The sequence below is a fragment of the Gillisia sp. CAL575 genome (genome assembly GCF_000403785.1).
Taxonomy (GTDB): domain Bacteria; phylum Bacteroidota; class Bacteroidia; order Flavobacteriales; family Flavobacteriaceae; genus Gillisia.
In genome coordinates this window covers 233,633-253,216 of record NZ_APHJ01000019.1, presented here as the reverse complement: position 1 = coordinate 253,216, position 19,584 = coordinate 233,633, and the positions used below count along the sequence as shown (strand labels likewise).

General features: G+C 34.1%; 14 protein-coding genes. 3 read left to right on the top strand and 11 right to left on the bottom strand.

The window, feature by feature from the left end; all coding sequences use genetic code 11:
• Positions 1-21 precede the first annotated feature (21 nt).
• Positions 22-2,070 (top strand): ComEC/Rec2 family competence protein, encoded by a 2,049-nt coding sequence (locus I130_RS02490; protein WP_083932847.1) that lies wholly within the window; start codon positions 22-24, stop codon positions 2,068-2,070.
• A gap of 7 nt (positions 2,071-2,077) precedes the next feature.
• Here I130_RS02490 and I130_RS02485 read toward each other — a convergent pair whose 3' ends face one another.
• From I130_RS02485 to I130_RS02470, 4 genes are all read right to left on the bottom strand, one after another.
• On the bottom strand, positions 2,078-2,620 hold the full coding sequence (locus I130_RS02485; protein ID WP_034918797.1) for a thioredoxin family protein: 543 nt from the start codon (positions 2,618-2,620) through the stop codon (positions 2,078-2,080).
• Positions 2,621-2,713: 93 nt separating this feature from the next.
• Positions 2,714-4,462, bottom strand: coding sequence for a peptide MFS transporter (locus tag I130_RS02480; protein WP_034918795.1), 1,749 nt, complete (start codon positions 4,460-4,462; stop codon positions 2,714-2,716).
• An 8-nt stretch (positions 4,463-4,470) separates the two neighbouring features.
• Positions 4,471-6,387: a peptide MFS transporter gene (locus tag I130_RS02475; RefSeq protein WP_034918793.1), complete on the bottom strand. Its 1,917-nt coding sequence runs from the start codon at positions 6,385-6,387 to the stop codon at positions 4,471-4,473.
• 30 nt (positions 6,388-6,417) lie between these two features.
• The gene (locus I130_RS02470; protein WP_034918790.1) at positions 6,418-8,589 is read right to left on the bottom strand and encodes a S9 family peptidase; all 2,172 of its coding nucleotides are present in this window, start codon (positions 8,587-8,589) and stop codon (positions 6,418-6,420) included.
• 190 nt (positions 8,590-8,779) lie between these two features.
• On the opposite strand from I130_RS02470, the gene I130_RS02465 reads away from it, so the two are divergent.
• On the top strand, positions 8,780-10,096 hold the full coding sequence (locus I130_RS02465; RefSeq protein WP_034918787.1) for a hydroxymethylglutaryl-CoA reductase, degradative: 1,317 nt from the start codon (positions 8,780-8,782) through the stop codon (positions 10,094-10,096).
• A gap of 12 nt (positions 10,097-10,108) precedes the next feature.
• Complete coding sequence (locus I130_RS02460) at positions 10,109-11,032, top strand: GYDIA family GHMP kinase (protein WP_034918784.1); 924 nt, start codon at positions 10,109-10,111, stop codon at positions 11,030-11,032.
• A 27-nt stretch (positions 11,033-11,059) separates the two neighbouring features.
• Here the strand turns inward: I130_RS02460 and I130_RS02455 are convergent, their stop codons facing one another.
• The 7 genes from I130_RS02455 to I130_RS02420 form a co-directional block, all read right to left on the bottom strand.
• Positions 11,060-11,599 (bottom strand): hypothetical protein, encoded by a 540-nt coding sequence (locus tag I130_RS02455; protein ID WP_157480480.1) that lies wholly within the window; start codon positions 11,597-11,599, stop codon positions 11,060-11,062.
• Positions 11,600-11,927: 328 nt separating this feature from the next.
• A complete protein-coding gene (locus tag I130_RS02450; RefSeq protein ID WP_034918778.1) occupies positions 11,928-14,054 on the bottom strand; it encodes a peptidylprolyl isomerase in 2,127 nt (708 codons plus the stop codon).
• A gap of 96 nt (positions 14,055-14,150) precedes the next feature.
• A complete protein-coding gene (locus I130_RS02445) occupies positions 14,151-15,440 on the bottom strand; it encodes a hemolysin family protein (RefSeq protein WP_034918774.1) in 1,290 nt (429 codons plus the stop codon).
• A gap of 193 nt (positions 15,441-15,633) precedes the next feature.
• On the bottom strand, positions 15,634-16,197 hold the full coding sequence (lptC, locus tag I130_RS02435) for an LPS export ABC transporter periplasmic protein LptC (RefSeq protein ID WP_034918771.1): 564 nt from the start codon (positions 16,195-16,197) through the stop codon (positions 15,634-15,636).
• 4 nt (positions 16,198-16,201) lie between these two features.
• Positions 16,202-17,575 carry a hypothetical protein gene (locus I130_RS02430; RefSeq protein WP_034918767.1) on the bottom strand — a complete coding sequence of 458 codons (1,374 nt, stop codon included), beginning with the start codon at positions 17,573-17,575 and terminating at the stop codon, positions 16,202-16,204.
• A gap of 20 nt (positions 17,576-17,595) precedes the next feature.
• Positions 17,596-18,840, bottom strand: a complete 1,245-nt coding sequence (locus tag I130_RS02425) for a membrane protein (protein ID WP_034918764.1) — start codon at positions 18,838-18,840, stop codon at positions 17,596-17,598.
• On the bottom strand, positions 18,837-19,568 hold the full coding sequence (locus tag I130_RS02420; protein WP_034918760.1) for a type III pantothenate kinase: 732 nt from the start codon (positions 19,566-19,568) through the stop codon (positions 18,837-18,839). The genes I130_RS02425 and I130_RS02420 overlap by 4 nt, the downstream gene beginning before the upstream one ends.
• Positions 19,569-19,584: the final 16 nt, after the last annotated feature.

Sequence of the window (19,584 nt, the reverse complement as noted above, 5' to 3'; positions counted from 1 at the left end):
GTAACTAAGACTTTCTGAAGGTTGTATAATTTTACTCTTATTAAGCTTACATTTTTTCTAATAGTCGGGATACTATTGGGCTTTTATGTAGAATTTTCTTCAGTTATACTTTTAATTACTGGAGCTATACTTTTTATATGCTTCATAATTTCCTTTTATTTAGCAAAAAGGAGTTTTCTTCAAAATCCGCTTTTCGGCGTGTTGACCTTCTGTGTCTTTCTATATCTAGGATTTCTTACCTCCTATTCTCAACTTCCAAAAAACAACCTAGATCACATTATTAATTCTTTTGACACTGAATTAAAAGAAGACCCCTCTCTTATTGTTGCAGAAGTGATTGAAATATTGAAACCCGGGAAATATCAAGATAGATATATTTTGAAGCTTATTGAATTGAATTCAAACTATGCTGAAGGGAAATTACTTTTAAATATATCTAAAGACAGTTTGTCCCCTAAGCTTAAGATTGGCCAACGTATTGTCACACTTAAACAATTTGAAAACATTCAAGAAAACTTAAATCCACATCAATTCAATTACAGTCGTTATATGAAGGTTTTGGGAGTTTACAAGCAACTCAACATATCTAATCTTCAGTTTGAAATATTAAATAATTCTCCAATATCACTAAGATCTTATGCTGGGAAATTAAGAAATCATATAATAGTCAATCTTAAAAAACAAGATTTTAAAAAAGATGAACTATCTGTTATTCAGGCATTATTATTAGGCCAGAGACAAGAACTATCCTCCGAGATTCAGCAGAACTATGCTGCTGCTGGAGTTATCCATATCCTAGCGGTTTCTGGGTTGCATGTAGGGATCATTTTAATCCTATTAAATTGGGTTTTAAAATTCATGGATAGATGGAAATATGGGAAATTTGTTAAAACAATGTTCTTATTAATTTCGCTCTGGGGATTTGCATTAATCGCGGGTCTTTCACCTTCTGTAGTGCGCGCTGTAAGCATGTTCTCCTTCGTTGCTATTGGAATGCAACTAAACAGAAGAACCAGTATTATAAACACTCTATTCGCCTCCCTATTAATTCTTCTGCTCATTAATCCATCTTACCTATTTCAGGTCGGATTTCAGTTAAGCTATTCAGCAGTTTTCGCGATTGTGGTTTTTCAACCTTCAATTATGAAAATAATAAATACCGAAAATAAAATTTTTAGATACCTATGGAAAATAGTTTCGGTAACCTTGGCTGCACAAATTGGGGTATTACCTTTAAGTTTATATTATTTCCATCAATTCCCAGGTTTATTCCTCTTAACCAATATTCTTATTTTACCATTTATGGGATTGATCTTGGCTGTAGGTATTATATTAATTTTAATTATTCTCATCGGATTTGACCCAATAATATTGTCCAAAACTTACGCCTGGATGATTTCAGCCTTAAATAATTTTGTAGCCTATATAGCTTCAAAAGAAATATTTTTAATCAAAGACATTTCATTTTCATTGGTGCTATGTGTGGTATTCTCATTGTTTCTAATCTCTATTTCTTTTCTTCTGAAGAAATATGACTTTAAAAACATTCTCCTATTATTTAGTAGCATCATACTTATACAACTGGTTTTCATTTTTGAGAAGTATGAAAAGCCCAATAATGAACTCGTGATTTTTCATAGAGCCAGACAAACAGATATTGCTATCACTCAACAAAATACGATTGATTATTACACTAGCAATATCAAAGAAAAACCCTCTTTTATAAAGGATTATGAAATTGGAAATAAGATAAAAATTGATACTATCTTTAATATTGAAAATATATATTCATTCTCTGGAAAAGACATTTTAGTGGTGGATAGTTTGGGGATTTATGATCTACCAAATTTTAACCCGAAACTTGTTTTGCTTACAAATTCTCCTAAATTAAATCTTGAGCGGCTTATTTTAAAGTTGAAACCTGAACAGATAATCGCTGACGGTAGTAACTATAAAAACCTAATTGAAAAGTGGAAACAATCTGCTCTAAACAAAAAGCTCCCTTTTCACGCAACTGGCGAAAAGGGAGCTTTTATTATAAAATCAGTAATATCTACTGAAGGAAACTAACTAACACTTAATCTTTAAAAGTTCCTTTGAACTCTTTTTCATATTTACCCCAAGCATCTGCAGAGGTTAATTTCTTATAATCGTTATTGGCGATCATCTTAAGAAAGATCTCTAATTGCTCTGGAGTTCTATACCCAACAATTGGAGCAATAACATTAGATTTTTCATCAAAAAATACCAAACTAGGGTATCCAGTAATTTTTAAAGCATTCGCTAAAAAATGCTGACTATTCCTACCTTTTCTTTTAGGATCATGGTTAGGATTGGTATAATTAAAATCTTTATATAACACTTCTTCTGTCCCTTCTGCATCAAACTTAACGGGATAGAAATGCTTGTTTACATAATTCACCACATCTTTATTGGTAAAAGTATTCTTATCCATCAACTTACAAGGCCCACACCAGGTTGTATACGCATCCATTAGGATCTTTTTTGGTTGTTTCTCCTGTGCTTTCAAGGCTTCATTCATGCTCATCCATTTGATTTCCTGAGCTTGAATAGCGGTAAAACTTAATAAGAAAAGTAAACCCGTAACTAATAATTTCATGTTTAATATTTTTCTACACTTTTTCAAATATCATTCCGAATTAAAATTTCATCCTATTAAAATTAATTAATAAATGAAGAATCTCAAAATATTCTACTTAATCCCGTGCATTAACTTTTTAAGTAATGGATGTAACATTATAATAAGAACACCTGCTGCTGCAGGAATTGCAAAAAATAATAAGAAAAAGGTGGATAATGAATATTCCTTTGTAATGGCATCGATCATCCCTCCAGTTGTTCCTGCTAATTTATTACCTATAGCGATTGCCAGATACCAGATTCCAAACATAAATGCGATCATTCTTCCTGGAACCAACTTACTCAAATAAGATAATCCTACTGGAGACAAACATAATTCTCCCATGGTATGGAAGAAATATGCAAAAACCAACCAAATCATACTTACTGCTGCTACTTTAGCACCAGATGGGATTCCATAGGCACCATATGCCAAAGATAAAAACCCTACTCCTAACAAGATCAATCCTGCGCCATATTTAACTGCTACAGAAGGATTGTATTTACTTTCCCATAATTTAGAGAATAATGGCGCAAAGATTATTATGAATAATGAATTAAGCACACTAAACCAAGATGCCGGAACTTCAGGGTTTTCTTGAAGATATTGGTTGTAAAGCATAAATCCAACAAGCACCCATATAATTAGAAAACTAGTTCCTAAAAACACATTTGATAATGCATACTTTTTAAAAGTCTGTTGAAAAAGTTTAAAGAGCACCCAAGTAATTATTCCTAATGGAATAATCGTGATCAAGGTATTTACAACTCTAAAGATATTTGCAGATCCTCCATCCAGCACTCTGTCTGTATAATCTCCTGCAAAAATCGTCATAGAACCACCAGCTTGTTCAAAAGCTGCCCAAAAGAAAACAGTAAAAAAGGCAAAGATGGAAACAGCAATCATTTTATCACGAACTATTGGGCTGTACCTAATAATTCTGGAAACCAAAAGTATTATAAAAATAATAAGAGCGAATAAGATCATAAAATTAGACCCGTCCATCCCTGCCACGGTAAAATCAAATACGTTAGTGCCTCCAATTTTAGACATCGGATCGTTAATAATCCAAACCAAACCTATTACCGCACTTATTATTATAAATGCTTTATCAAATAATGTAAATGGATTTAACTTATCTACAGTTTTATCTATGCTTACCTCTTCTGCTCCCTTAACGGGTTTCTTACCTACTTCACCAAAAATATTTTGAGCAAAATAAAACTGTAATAGACCTAAGAACATAAAGATCCCTGCAAGACCAAAGCCCCAATGCCATCCAATTTGTTCACCTACATAACCACATAGCAAGATTCCTAAGAAAGCTCCTGCATTAACACCCATATAATAAATGGTGAATGCTCCATCCTTCTTTTCTTCATAACCTTCGTACATATGAGAGATAATAGAAGTCATGTTAGGCTTAAAGAATCCATTCCCTAATATTAAAAAGAATAAACCCACATATAACATAAATTCAGTATCCAATGCCATACTTGCATGACCCACAGTCATTAGAAAAGCACCAATTACGACCGCATTCCGGTAGCCAAGATATTTATCTGCCAGGAATCCTCCTAAAATAGGTGTCAAATACACCAAAGAAGTATAGGTTCCATATAACGCAAGTGCATGCTCTCGTGGCCAGGCCCAACCCTCATTAAATAAAGCTGATGTCAAAAAAAGCACCAATAGTGCACGCATTCCATAATAAGAGAAACGCTCCCACATTTCAGTGAAGAACAAAACAAATAATCCAGATGGATGTCCTATTACATTAGACTTAAAAAAATTATCAGAGGATGCTTTATCTACAGCCATGAGAATACTTAATTAAAATCTTTTTCACCAAGATCATACTGCTCCTGTTCTGGTATTTCTTTTTCAGTATCTTCTGCTCCATGAGTCAATCTCTTAAGAGGTTTTAGCATCAATAACACAAGTGACGCAAAGAGTACGGTAAAAATAGTTATTCCTACGAAGGTTTTAAATTCGGTTTGTGTTTGAACTTCATCAATTATTACAATTCCAGAATAATCTAATTCTTCATTTGTTAATTCCTCATCGTTATTTCTGAAGCTAAAAACAGCAATGTAAGGGTTCTCTTTAGTTACGTTCTCTTCATTTAAAAGATTTACGATCTCACTTTCCCCATTCTCATTTTCAAATTTCACTAAGTCTAAAACCGACTCATTCGTATTGAGATCTATTGCTTTAAACTCTCCATTTTCTGGATATATTTTAGTTTTAATCTCAAAATTCTTCCTGTTTTCTAGGATACTATCTTTGGCATTTAAGAACGGAGTTAATTCTCCGCTACTTGCAATTAATTCTACACTTGTAGGTTCTCCTTGTGAAAATTCACCTATCACCCCTGCAACTTTATTTCCTAAACCAGTAGCTGCAAAATAAACCCCCATCATCAAGGAGGCATATCTCACTGGCGCAAGTTTAGTAATGAATGATAATGCAACTGGGGAAGAACAAAGTTCTCCAATAGTATGAAGTAAGTATGCTAATACAAGCCAATACATTGCTGCAGCTCCATTAGATGCATATTCTTTAGATGCAGCGGCCATAAATACAAACCCAAGCCCCATAATAATTACCCCTGTTGCCATTTTGAAAATGGAAGAAGCTTCTTTGTTTTTAAGTTTTCGCTTTGCCCAAAAATTAGCGACGATCACACCAAACAATATTATAAATAAAGCATTTAGAGATTGAAAAAAGGAAGCAGGTACTTCATTTCCTATTAAGGGTAAGCTAAAAGGTAAAATTCTGTCTGTCTTATCTAAGGCATAAATATTCATTAAACCACCGGCTTGCTCGAAAGCCCCCCAGAAAACAATTACCAAAGTAAAAGAAAGTAGCATAACCACATACCTATCCTTCATTACCTGAGTGGTAAGGTCTTTATAAACCATGAGCATCATTGCTACTACTAGCGTTAAGAATATAAATAAAAGTCCCCATCCAAATCCCCAAGATATCCAACCATAAATAGATGCTCCTAATAAGATAATCGAGATGATTAACTGCGTAGGAGATTTTAGTAGATCACCAAATAAGTCACCTAATGAAGCTCCTTCATTTCTTTCAACTTTAGAAAGAAGGTTACCAACATTAGTCAGATATTTTTGACCCCAAAGATATACTATAAGACCTAATGCCATTGCAATCCCTGCAAGTCCAAAGCCATAATGCCATCCAATATTTTCTCCTACATAACCTACGATTAAACTGGAAAGAAAAGCTCCAAGGTTAATACCAATGTAGAAAATGGTAAAACCTTTATCACGTCTAATATCACCCTCTCTATAAAGGCCACCTACCATAGTAGAAATGTTCGGCTTTAATAAACCAACCCCAGCTATAATTAAACCAAGACCAGTATAAAACGCCCACATTTCCTCTACCGCAAGGATTCCGTGACCACAAACCAAAATAATACCACCAATTAAAACTGCCTTCTTCTGACCAAAAACCTTATCGGCTAAAATACCTCCAGGAATAGAAACAACATACACCAACATTGTGTACCAACCGTAAAGCGCAAGCGCTTCTGTAGAAGTCCAACCTAAACCAGCATTACCACCAGTTGTTGCACTTACAAGATAAAGCACAAGAATTGCGCGCATTCCATAATAGGAAAATCGTTCCCACATTTCTGTGAAGAATAAAATATACAATCCTATAGGATGTCCGAATAATTCCTTTTGATTTGCAGGAGGTGCAGTATTTGCCATTATATAATTATTAATTTATGAGTATGATTTTTATAAATTTTCTTTAATAAAGTTAGTCATCTTAGTGTACAAATGTAATCTTGTATTTCCGCCATAGATGCCATGATTCCTGTCTGGATAGATCGCCCAATCAAATTGCTTGTTAGCTTGTACCAATGCTTCAATCAATCTCATAGAGTTTTGAACATGTACGTTATCATCTCCAGAACCGTGAACTAAAAGGTAATTTCCTTTCAATTTTTCTACGTGATTTATTGGAGAATTCTCATCGTACCCACTAGCATTTTCCTGCGGAGTCGTCATATATCGTTCTGTATAGATCGAATCATAGAACCTCCAACTTGAAACCGGTGCAACAGCAATTGCCATTTTAAATACGTCGTTTCCTTTTAAAATCGCGTTTGTAGACATAAAGCCACCATAGCTCCATCCCCAGATTCCTATTCTTTCTGAATCTATATATTCCAGCTCTCCTAATTTCTTGGCTGCTGCAATTTGATCTTCTAACTCAAATTTACCCAATTCATTTTGAGTTACTTTTTTGAAAGCAGCTCCTTTAAATCCAGTACCTCTTCCGTCTACTGAAACCACAATATATCCATGATCAGCGAGCATTTGATACCAGTAGTCATTAGAACCTGCATAAGAATTTGAAACGGTTTGAGACCCAGGCCCAGAATACTGATACATGAATAGTGGGTATTTCTTTGAGGAATCAAAATCTGAAGGTTTAATAGTCCACATATTCAATTGATTTCCATTAATTTCTATGGTAGACAATTCCTTAGGCGAAAAATTAAAAGCCTTTTCCAATTCAAGCAATTCTGAATTATCTTTGATCTTTCTAACCAATTTCCCCGACTTTGAATTATGAAGAGTATATTCGTTTGGGGTAGTTGTACTCGTATAGGTATTAATAAAATAGGTGAAATCTGCACTAAAATCTGCAGTATTTGTACCTGTCTTTTCAGTTAAGCGTGTTATTTTAGAACCATCTATATTAATTGAATACACATCTCTGTTTACACTTCCATTTTCTGTACTCTGAAAATAGATTCTCTTAGATTTAGGATTGAAACCGTAGTAATTAGTTACTTCCCAATCTCCTTTGGTAATTCTATTTAGAAGCTTTCCATTTTTATCATAGTGATAAATATGATTGTATCCGTCTTTCTCGCTGGTCCAGATAAAACTGTTATCAGCTAAAAAGGTTAAATTATCTGTTACATCAACGTAGGCAGTATCTTTCTCGTTTAAAACGATTTTCGCCTCGTTTGTTTTAGCATTAACAAAAATAAGATCCAAATTATTCTGATGGCGGTTAAGAACTTGTACACTTAACAGATCAGGATTATTAGTCCATTTAATTCTTGGAATATAAAAATCTTCATATTCTCCTAAATTGATATCTCTTGTTTTTGCAGTAGCTACATCATACATATGCAAAGAGACAAGAGCATTTGCTTCTCCTGCTTTAGGATATTTAAAAGTAGATGCTGTGGGATATAAATCTTTTCCGATTATATCCATAGAAAATTCTGGAACTTCAATTTCATCAAATCTTAAAAAAGCCACTTTCGTGCCATCTGCATTCCAATCGAATCCTCTAACGAAAGCAAATTCTTCTTCATAAACCCAGTCGGTAATTCCATTGATAACTTCATTCTTTTTCCCATCCTTAGTGATCTGAGTTTCTTTACCAGAAGCCAAATCTTTTACAAAAAGATTGTTTTCAAAAACAAAAGCTATTTTAGAATTATCTGGAGAAAATGTTGGTTCCTGAACTTTGTTTTCACTTAACTTTTTTAATTTTTTAGATTTTACATCGTAGAAATAAAAGATCCCTTTAGATGAATGACGATAAATTTGATCTACCTCTGTAGCCAATAAAACCATATTTTCGTCTGCACTAAGCTCATAAGATTGAAATCTCGAGAGCTCAGTAAGATCTGAACTACTTAAAAGACTTCCTTTTTTCTCTCCAGTCTTATAATCGTAAATATCTATACTAGAAGATCCCGCTTCTCTATCTTGATTAAGAACGATATATTCTGTCCCATTATTTAAAGATTTCAAAGATTCAAGTCGTTCCTGGCTAAAGGTTCCGCTCCATATATCTTCTAGGGTTACTTGTTTTTCTTGTGCAAAAATCGTAGAAGTTCCCACCAAAAATAGGGTAAGGACAAATTTTGGTATTCTCATAAATGTATTAAATAATTTTTGTAGGCCAAGTTTACTAAAAATTCAGCAAAAAAAGCCGTTTTTGGGTGTTAAATACTAATAGTATGTTAAGTGTAGAAACTCATCAAAAGTTCCTTCCTTTAAATCTAATATCACATTTTTACTGAATAAGAGCAGTAATTGTATCTTTGTTGTATAAATCTATTATCAAATGATCACACCCATTACCGGTTTTTCTAAATTGAAAAAGGAAGAAAAAATTGACTGGTTGCTAAAAACATACCTACAAAATTCCGAAAATTCTAAAAAAGTTTTAAAACAATATTGGAACCATGATGATGCAGTTCAACAACTTCATGAGGAATTCACAGAAAATACGCTGAGCAATTTTTATTTACCATTTGGGATAGCTCCTAATTTTTTAATAAATGGAGAGCTATTAGCAATTCCAATGACTACCGAAGAAAGTTCTGTGATCGCAGCTGCTAGTAAAGCGGCGAAATTTTGGCAAACAAGAGGAGGATTTAAAGTGGAAGTTTTAAATACTACAAAAAATGGCCAGGTACATTTTATTTATAAAGGTGATAAAGAGAAATTAGAGAAATTCTTTAGTGAAACTAAAGAATCACTTTTAGATTCTGTTAGTGATATTACCAAGAACATGCGCAAGCGTGGCGGAGGTGTTTTAGATATCGAGCTTCTAGACAAAACAAATTTGCTAGATGGTTATTATCAATTGCACTGCACTTTTGAAACTAAGGATTCTATGGGTGCCAATTTTATAAACTCTTGTTTAGAAAAATTTGCCGATACTCTAAAAACGGAAGCTAATAATTTTGAAAGTTTCAATGATGCAGAGAAGCATCTGGAAGTGATTATGAGCATACTTTCTAATTACGTACCAGAATGTTTAGTTAGAGTTGAAGTGTCTTGCCCCGTTTCAGAATTATATGAAGACAAAGATATTTCTCATGAGGTATTTGCTGAAAAATTTCTAACAGCAATCAAGATTGCTGAAGTTGAACCTTATCGTGCAGTTACTCACAATAAAGGAATCATGAATGGGATTGATGCCGTGGTATTAGCAACAGGAAACGATTTTAGAGCAGTAGAAGCAGGAATCCATGCTTATGCATGTAAAGACGGTTCTTATACCAGCTTAACGCATGCAAGTTTAGAAAACGGTGTTTTTAAATTCTGGATGGAGATCCCTCTCGCTTTAGGAACGGTTGGCGGACTCACTAATCTTCATCCACTGGTAAAAGTAGCATTAGAGATTCTTCAAAAGCCTTCTGCCAGAGAATTGATGGAGATCGTGGCCGTAGCAGGTTTGGCTCAGAATTTTGCAGCTGTGAAATCCCTAGTAACAAATGGTATACAACAAGGGCATATGAAAATGCATTTAATGAATATTCTAAATTCGCAAAATGCAACACCAACTGAAAAGGAAGAACTTATCCATTACTTCAAGAAACATACGGTTACGCATAGTAACGTTGCAGAACAATTAGAACAAATCAGAAATTAAGCGTTTGCATTTATGACCACTTTTAGAAGTAACGGGAAATTATTGATAACTGGAGAATATGTTGTTTTAGATGGAGCTATCTCATTAGCGCTACCTACAAAATTCGGTCAGAGTTTAACTGTGGAAAAGGCCTCCAGAAGCGGATTGTATTGGAAAGCTTATAATAATAAAAATGAAATTTGGCTAGATCTTTTTTTTGAGATTGATGAAATAGTGTCAAAACCAAATACTTCATCTTCGTCAAAAACAGATTCGGAAGAAGCAAATCTCTTAAAAATACTACAAACAGCACATTCATTAAACCCTGACCTGCTTCAGGAAGCAAATGGGCTTAAGGTAACTACTAATCTTGATTTCCCGAAGAACTGGGGCCTTGGCACCTCTTCCACTTTGATCAATAATATAGCCCAGTGGTTTAAAATAGATGCATATAAATTATTAGCATTAACTTTTGGAGGTAGTGGATATGATATTGCAGCCGCACAACACAACAATGCATTTACGTATGAGCTATCCAATGAGATAAGCAATATTCTGAATGTATCATTCGACCCAGTTTTCAAAGATGAGTTATTTTTTGTACATCTTAACCAGAAACAGAATAGTAGAGAGTCTATCCAACATTATAGAGCACAATCAAAGGCAGATCTACAAAATAACATTTCAAAAATATCAGGGTTAACCAGCCAGTTTCTAACATGTGGATCATTAAAGGAATTTGAATTATTAATAAAAATTCACGAAACAATCATTTCTCAAATAATCAACACTCCTAAAGTGCAATCAGAGCTTTTTCCAGATTTTAGTGGGGCTGTTAAAAGCCTTGGAGGATGGGGAGGAGATTTCGTATTGGCAACAGGCAAAGAGGATGCTAAGGATTATTTTACAAAAAAAGGTTACAATACCATTATTCCATTTACTGAGATGGCATTGTAAATTTGGCTTATATCATTTTACAAGGCTTTACTTTCTAAATAGCGCGTCAAAATAATTTGTTGTTGCTAGATACTCCAGTCTTTCCTTTTTAAGATACTCTATAATCACTTCTCTATCTCCATAGTTTGGATCTAAACAATCATTCAATTTAGAATCAGATACCGTTAGAACGATATACCAATTTCCAGTCCGAGTAGAATGCACATCTTCCAATATTGGAGAATATCCTTTTGAATCCAGACTTGCGTCCACAACCAGCGGAATTAGGTTTACTGTTTTTGTAACTCTCTCAACTTCATGAAATGTTAGAAAATATTGATACCCATTAATTAAAACTGGCACATTGTTTTGGACATTCTCATGATTCAACTCATACTTAGTGTTGATATAATTATAAAATTCATTTGCATCTTTAGGATCCTCAAACACATAAGAATGCTTTTTGGGAAGTGTACTTTTAAATTTTTTGGCAACTATAAGTTTGTCTTCTTTTATCTTAGGAGCAACTTTCAGTGGAATACAGGAAGTGAAAAGTAGTAAGGAAAACAAGAGTAAAAGTAATTTCATAAGATTTTGGTTAATCCTTTGAATATTCATCAAACAACGCGCCATTATTTTAGAGCTAAATATCAAAAAAGTATGTTTTTGTTGATTTAGTTCTAACTAAGAATCTAAGGCTTTTGTTTTCTAAAAATCCTTAGATAAAATATTTGATTAGTCCCGCATTATTATTTTAAATATAATAAATCAAATTAGGCCAATGCCTTTTCGAATTAGATTCCTCCCTTGTCGAAATGACGAGGCTTTATTGGTTTGAATCTGATAGAAGAAATTTTAAGCAAAAAAAAGCCCTTAACATTGTCAAGGGCTTTTTTAAAAATATGTTATTTAATCTCTAGTAGAAACGAGCTCTGTTATCCTCGATATCTGCGTTTTCCTTTAATGCTTGGAAAACTCTAGAAACCACTGCTTGTCTCCTTTGCGAAGCTTCTCTCATAGCAAAACTCTTATACGAGTCCATTTTTGGTGCTGCGTTCATTGCTACCATTTCTACTACATAAACTCCTTTATCTCCAGAGATAGGCTTACTTACCGCTCCTGGCTTTAAAGAAAATGCAGCTCCAACAACTTCTGGCTCATTTCCTGCTCCTGCTAATGTTGGATTATTAAGGTTGATGGCACTTGCCGATTGAACACTTACGCTATTATTTTTCGCGATCTCTGCTAAAGATGCTCCATTAGCTTTCTCTTTTAAAAGAATAGCCTTTTTCTCCTTCAATAAAATTGGAGATACTGTTGCTGAAGCTTCTTCTGCAGACATAACGCCTTTTTTCTTAACAGCAGTAACCTGTGCTACAACATATCCTCCAGGAACTTCAAATCGTTTAATATCTCCTGCTTTTACGTCCTCTTCAAAAGACCACTGTACAATTCTTCTTTGTGCACCAACTCCTGGGATATTCTCCTCAAGAACCTTAATACCTTTTACTGTTTTAACTTCGTAATTATCAGTTTTTGCTACTTCAGCAAAATCTTTATCCTTTTCTTTAGCTGCTATCTCAAACTTTGTAACCTTAGTATAAAGATTATTCAGGGACTTTTCTGAAGGCTCGATCTCTCTTGCAATAGTTGCAAGTTTAACTCCGCGCTCTTCAGCTGTTTTATCTTCTATAGAAATAACATGGTATCCAAACTCAGATTCTACTACTCCAATACTTCCCTTATTATTACTGAAAACATAGTCATTAAAGCTCTTGATCATAGAACCAGGTCTAAAAAATCCAAGATCTCCTGCCTTATCCTTTGAAGCCATATCTGCTGAATATTCAGAAGCTAAAGCCTCAAAACTAGATTTGTCTTTTCTTAAAACTCCAGCTAAACTATCTGCTAGAATTTTTGCTTCTTCTTTTGTTCTTAAAGTTTCAGCTGCTGTTGGCAAACCTTTCCAAGAGATCATGATATGACTAGCTTTTGCAGAATCTGCTATTTGAACAGCTTCTACCATTTTAGTTACTTTCCAATATCCATCCTCTTTATATGGCCCGTAAGTTTCACCTTCGTTCAAATTAAACACTTGGTCTACGAAAGACCCTTTAAGATCATTCTTAAATAAAATTCTGTCTTGATATTGAATATCTGAATTTTGATTAACATATGCTTCCACATCACTAGCTTCTGAAAAACTTGGTATAGTATCATTCTCATTAGAAGATGAATTAAATTCCACTCTATTATTAAGAACTCCGGCAACTACTGCTTTTGATTCAGAATCATCTTCTGATGATGCTTCTTCCGGAAAATACACAAATTGCATATCTCTACTTTTTTCTACTTGAAATCTTTCTGAATGCTTCTTAACATAGTCTTTAATCTCATCTTTAGAAACACTAACTTCAGTATCTGGAATACTAGAATATGGCAATTGTACAAATTTAAGATCTATGTTGTCATTTTCCATTCTGTAAGCTTGCTCTCCTTCTAATAAGGTAGCTCCAATTCCGGCTCTAACCATATTATAGTAGACATTCTCTTTTGCATTCTCTGCAATAGAATTCTCATAAGCAACCCATTGATCATATGCTTGAGGAGAAGTAGCTTTTAAATTAGCTACATATTCCTGTAATTTATTTTCATCGAACATCCCAACTTCATTCACGAAGTTTGGATTTTGAGCTAATTGAAGACGAAGCAATTGTCTAACCTGAGCTTCTCCAACATTAATTCCAAGCTTTTCAAACTCTTCTTGTAAAACAACTTCACGAAGTTTTAAATCCCAAACCTGATTTACAACCTGAGAAGTCGTCGCATTAGGTCCCATGTTTTGTTGGTAAGCATCTACCTGTCTGGCAAAATCTTCTCTACTTATCTCTTCTCCATTAACAGTTGCTACCACATTTTGTGATTTTTGAGAGCTTAAGCCTCCATTACGAATCACATCGGCAAGAACGAATGAGAATAATGCCAATGCAATAATTACGATAAGGAAAACAGACCGTTGTCTAATTTTATTTAATACTGCCATTTGTAGTTGTTATTTATCTAATATAGTGGGCGAAAATAGTGTTTTTAACCTAATTATAAAACTTAATATTTGCAAAATATTAACGTAATTAATTATTTAGGTTTTGTCTTTTAGTTGAAGTTCTACCAATTCAATTTTAGTGTTAGTGGCATCAAGGATCTTAAAGTGATAGTTATTGATCTTAACATCTTCATCTATTTGAGGAATTTCCTCTGTATGATTGGTAATAAAACCTCCAAGAGTTTCATAATTCTCACCTTCAGGGATATCCAATTTGTAAGTTTCATTTAAATAATCCACCTCCAGTCTTGCTGAAAACTTAAAATGTTCCTCACCAAGTTTCTCTTCAATAAGTATTACAGAATCATGTTCATCCTCAATTTCTCCAAATAATTCTTCTACTATATCTTCAATAGTGATCATCCCACTAGTTCCACCATATTCATCTATAACCACTGCTATACTTTTCCTCTTCTTAATTAAAATACTTAGCACATCTTTAACCCACATTGTTTCGGGAGCATAAACTACAGGAAGAAGAATAGATTTAAGGGTTTTTGGTTTTTTGAAAAGCTCAAATGAGTGAATGTATCCAATGATATCATCTATTGTTTCATTATAGACAAGAATTTTAGACAAACCAGTTTCAGTAAATATTTTCACAAGATCTTTAGGTTCTACACTTTGGTCTACCGCAACAATTTCTGTTCTTGGCACCATTACCTCACGTGATTTAATATCTGAAAACTCCAAGGCATTCTGAAAGATCTGTATTTCTGAATCCACTTCGTCATCAGACTCCACCGTTTCTAATTGCTCGCTTATAAAATTACCTAGTTCTAATTTGCTGAAGGCTAACTGCACCTCATCTCCTTCAGTCTTAAAGAAACGCTTTAAAATAACGTCTGAGATCCAAATTATAAATGATGACACAAAACTGAACAAGAAATAGAATAAATAAGCAGGGATTGCAAAAATCTTCAAGAACGAATTAGCATAAATTTGAAAGAAGACCTTTGGAAGAAATTCTGCGGTAAATAATATAACAAGGGTAGAAATTATAGTTTGAGTAAGTAAGCTAAAATCTGTTACCATAGCAGTTATAAAACCACTTTCCGATGGCAAGAGACCCAGCAATAAAGCCATGATTAGATCTCCCATATAAAAACCATAAACCACCAGCGCAATATTATTTCCCACCAACATGGTAGCAATAAATTTTGAAGGCTTTTTGGTTAATTTTGTAAGGACATTAGCAAGAACACCCGACTGCCTCTTTTCAATTTCAATAAAGATCTTATTGGAAGAAATGTATGCTATTTCCATTCCAGAGAAAAAGGCGGAAAGAATAAGACAACATACAATAATTAGAATTTCAACTTCCATAGTAGTTAATGCTTGTCATTTTCCAGTTTCTGCCTAAAACGTCTTTTAAAAAAAAACATAAAGATGGCAATAACTACAAAGAAAATAAAAAGGTATGCGCGATTGCGCTCCTCATTCCATATCCTGAAAGCTTCGAAAAGAAAAAATGCTGCCATGAATAAGTATGCATATTCAAAATATTTAAAAAACTTCATCATTCTTTTTTTTCTTCTATTATTTGAATTCCCACGTTAGTACGGGAACGAAAATTAGTAAAATTTAAATCGGAATCAAAACCTTCACCATCATTCCGAGCACCATTTGCAAACAGAATTGTATTCGGTTTATCTGTAAATATCCATCCTGCTTTTTGATCCCAAAACAGTTGGTCTGCCCTTAATCTAGTACTATCACTGGTAACCAGAACCACATTATCCTGAAGATCTATAAGTCCAGTTTCGTCATATATAATCCCATATTTAGCAGTAACAATACTCTTCTTCTTGTTTTCGTCAAAAAATTCTACTTGTACTCCATCCGGAAACTCTCTATATGGAAATTCCATATTTGTAAAATCCAGCATTTTCGGACTTTTTAGAGTAGCCACAACGCGTCCAGAATCTGTATATTTTAAATTTAGCCCCACACCTATAGCTTGCGGATTCTCATCTGGCAAATCCAGAGCTCTAACTCGGTTTAAATTACCTTCACATGAAAAAAGCATTGTCACGGTGATAGCCGTGACAATGCCTGAAATTATTTTATTATATGTGATCATTGATTTACAATGAAGGTACTCTTACTGTTTCTCCAATCCAACATCCAATTCTCACACTTTGACCTTCTTTTCCAGCCTGAAAAATATCAGCTTTTTGTGGTGCTCTACCTTTATAAGCAGCTACCGTTTGATTTGCAACACTACTTAAAGATGGATCTACACGACCTGCTCTAGAAGCATAATCTGCAGCTAACCAATATACAGCTCTCTTGTCAAAAGTTGTAGCTCCACAGTTATTTGCGCTTTTTGCAATCATATCTGCAATTTGTAAATATGCTCTACCTGCAGATGGTTTAGCAGAAAGTGCTTTATTGTAATATGTTTTTGCTTGACCAAAACTACCCTTTCTCTTATATCCATCTGCCAACTTCATATATACTCTAGACTTATCTGAAGGATTTGTTTCCAATTCTGCAGACTCATTATAGTATTTTAAAGCTTGAGAAGCATCTCCTTTAGCTTCTGCCAATTGTCCTAAATAAAGGGCAGATTTTGCAGAAGGTTCAGCTGTATGCAATGCTTCAGATAATTTAAAGAAGATAGGATCTTCAGTACAATCTTTAGCAGACAATCTTCCAGAAGCGATCTTTAACCAAGCAACGTCTGTTTTTCTTTCAGCAAAATCCTTATTGTATAAAGGAATTAAGTTATCACAATCTGCTCTTTGACCCAATTTCCCGTTAATACTACTTTTTACAGTACTATAGGCTTTAAGGTTAATTTCAGAATTACTAACAAGAACCTTTTCCTTTGCAGATAATTCTTCACCTGCATCCAACTTAACTAAAAGCGGTGCAAGAAATTCTGCCATTTTATTTTCTTCTTCTTCTACTTTAGAAATTACTTCATCGTAGTTTTCAAAAACATCTTCTAGTGTTTTTGTTCCTTCATCCTGAAGATCTACTAACAAAGAGAAATAAGCGTATAATGCTCTAGCGCTTGTAAAACTTTCTTTGTCTGCTTTAAAAGCTGCATCAAAAGCTTCAAACTGCTCTTTCTTAGTTCCTATTCCATTATCATACTTAAGCATTGCAACATCACCTTGCACTTCGCCTGCACTAGTTTTAGCAGGGAAATACTTTAAACGATCGTTCATAAGATCTATAGTCTCTTGAACCAAGGCAGTTTTATCTGTACCTTCAGCTTTAGCCATTTTATCCTTTAGGACACGGTCTAAATATTGAAATGTTGCCAGACTATAGGTAGGACATTTTTCTTTCACTTCCATTAAAGGAGCATATGCCTGCTCGTATCTTTGTGCTTTTGCATCATCGTATGCAAGTGCTGCTTTTGTAGCACAGTCTACATTAGATTGAGCGTTAACCAAACCAGAGCTTAAAAGCACTCCAGATAATAGTAATATAATTTTAGTTTTCATTTTTCTTGTTTTTATAGTGGTTAATCAAATTTGCGTTGTACGAACCATTTATCGTTTAATGACAAACTTATTGAAAGTTTAAAAAAGTTCTCCTGTATTAAACCGGAATTTGTTGTACCGCGCTGTCCATACTCAATTCCTACGTTTGCATTTGTAAAGTTTCGTCCTGCTGGTAATCCTACTCCAAAAGATATGCCAAACTCATTTATCCCCTCATCACTAAGGTTTAGACCCGTTTCTTCAAAACGCAAACCTGCACGATAAACCACTCTGCTAAAATAACTTGTTAAAGAATTATATTCTGGAATATAAAATCCACCTAGTCTATATTGAGAGGCATTATCATATTGCACTTCAGCAAAAGAGTTTCCAGAATTAAAATTATAATCACTTGCCGATATTCTACTATACTCTGCTCCCAAGAACCATTTGTTGTTGGTACCAAGTCCCGCACCAAGTGTCAGTTCCGATGGTAAAGATAGGTCGCCTTTAGGAAAAGTTTGATCATTTTCGTCCATAACAAACTCACTGCCATCACTTCCAAAAGAAATTGTAGCAACATTACTCATCTTTTCGGCGGTAATATCCATTTGTGGAGCATACGTAGCAACTGTATAAAGCTTAAGATTGTTGTTTAATTTCCTTTGGTAGTCCAAACCGAAATTTAAATTGAAACCACGAAGATCTGTTCTATTAATCTGTCGAGAACCCAACTCAATACCACTCTGAAAAGTTGTAAAATTATTTTGAATATTCCCGAAATTATAATTTACATCTACTCCAAGACTTAAATTATCATTTACAGCATAACCTGCTGTTAGAAATACCTTATTCATTCCTCCACGACCAGTAAACCTATTTGAAGTTTCTTCATTAGTTTCCAAAATTCTATAACCTACAGAAGTGAATGGAACTAAACCAACTCCAAAATTCAACCTACCAGTAGGAAGACCTATTGCTAAATAGTCTAATGAAGTAGTCCTACTAGATTCACTCTCATCATCTGTTTTTAAAGCGGTGCTCTGGTGACTTCCACCAACTGTAAAAGTGGTTAATTTAAGTCTCCCATAGGAACCTGGGTTTCTCAAGTTTAAATGGATACTATCTGAGAACATACGAATTCCCCCCATAGACTGATTCTCTACAGTACCTTTGAACTTCGTAAGGCCAATTCCGTAAAATGAATAAGGGGATGATGTTCCTTCTTGTGCAGCCGATGCAACCGTAGTTAATAAGGCCACGATTATTATAAATCGTTTAATCATTGAGATTTATTAAATTCTAAAATGTAATTCAACCCTTCAAGGAGGAAATTTGAGTTCGCAAAGATGCTATTTTTTAATCGTTTACACAAAAATTGTGAGTCTCCACCTGTCAAAATTATTGTTAAATCTTTAAATTGAGAGCTATACATTGAAATCACCCCATCAATTTCTGCGGTAATTCCAATAATCGCACCAGAATGCATGCTGTTAATTGTTGTATTTCCAATAAGATTTACAACTTGCTCTGGCTCTAATAACGGCAAATTCTCTGTAAACGTATTCATTGCTTTATATCGCATTTGCAATCCAGGAGAAATAGCACCACCTAGATACTCGTTTTCGCTATTTATAACATCAAATGTCACACATGTTCCAGCATCTATGACTAAAACGTTTTGAGAAGGATATAACTTACTGGCAGCAGATACCAATGCAATTCTATCGTTCCCCAAAGTTTTAGGAGTTGCATATAAATTTGAGAACACCTGCGGAAGCTCCTTATCCAAAACATACATTTTATAATCTTCTTGGAGTTTTTGTAACCACTTGGAAGGTGTTTTTGATACTGAAGAGACCAAAACATCCTTGATATCTGGATATTTTTGATCTAATTCTGCAAGATTTTTAAAAAAATTTTGTTTGAGCGAGGTTTTCTTTACGATCAACTCATCTTCCTGAAATACAGCCATTTTCACCAGCGTATTCCCTATATCTATCACTAAATTCATAGATTAAAATTGAAAA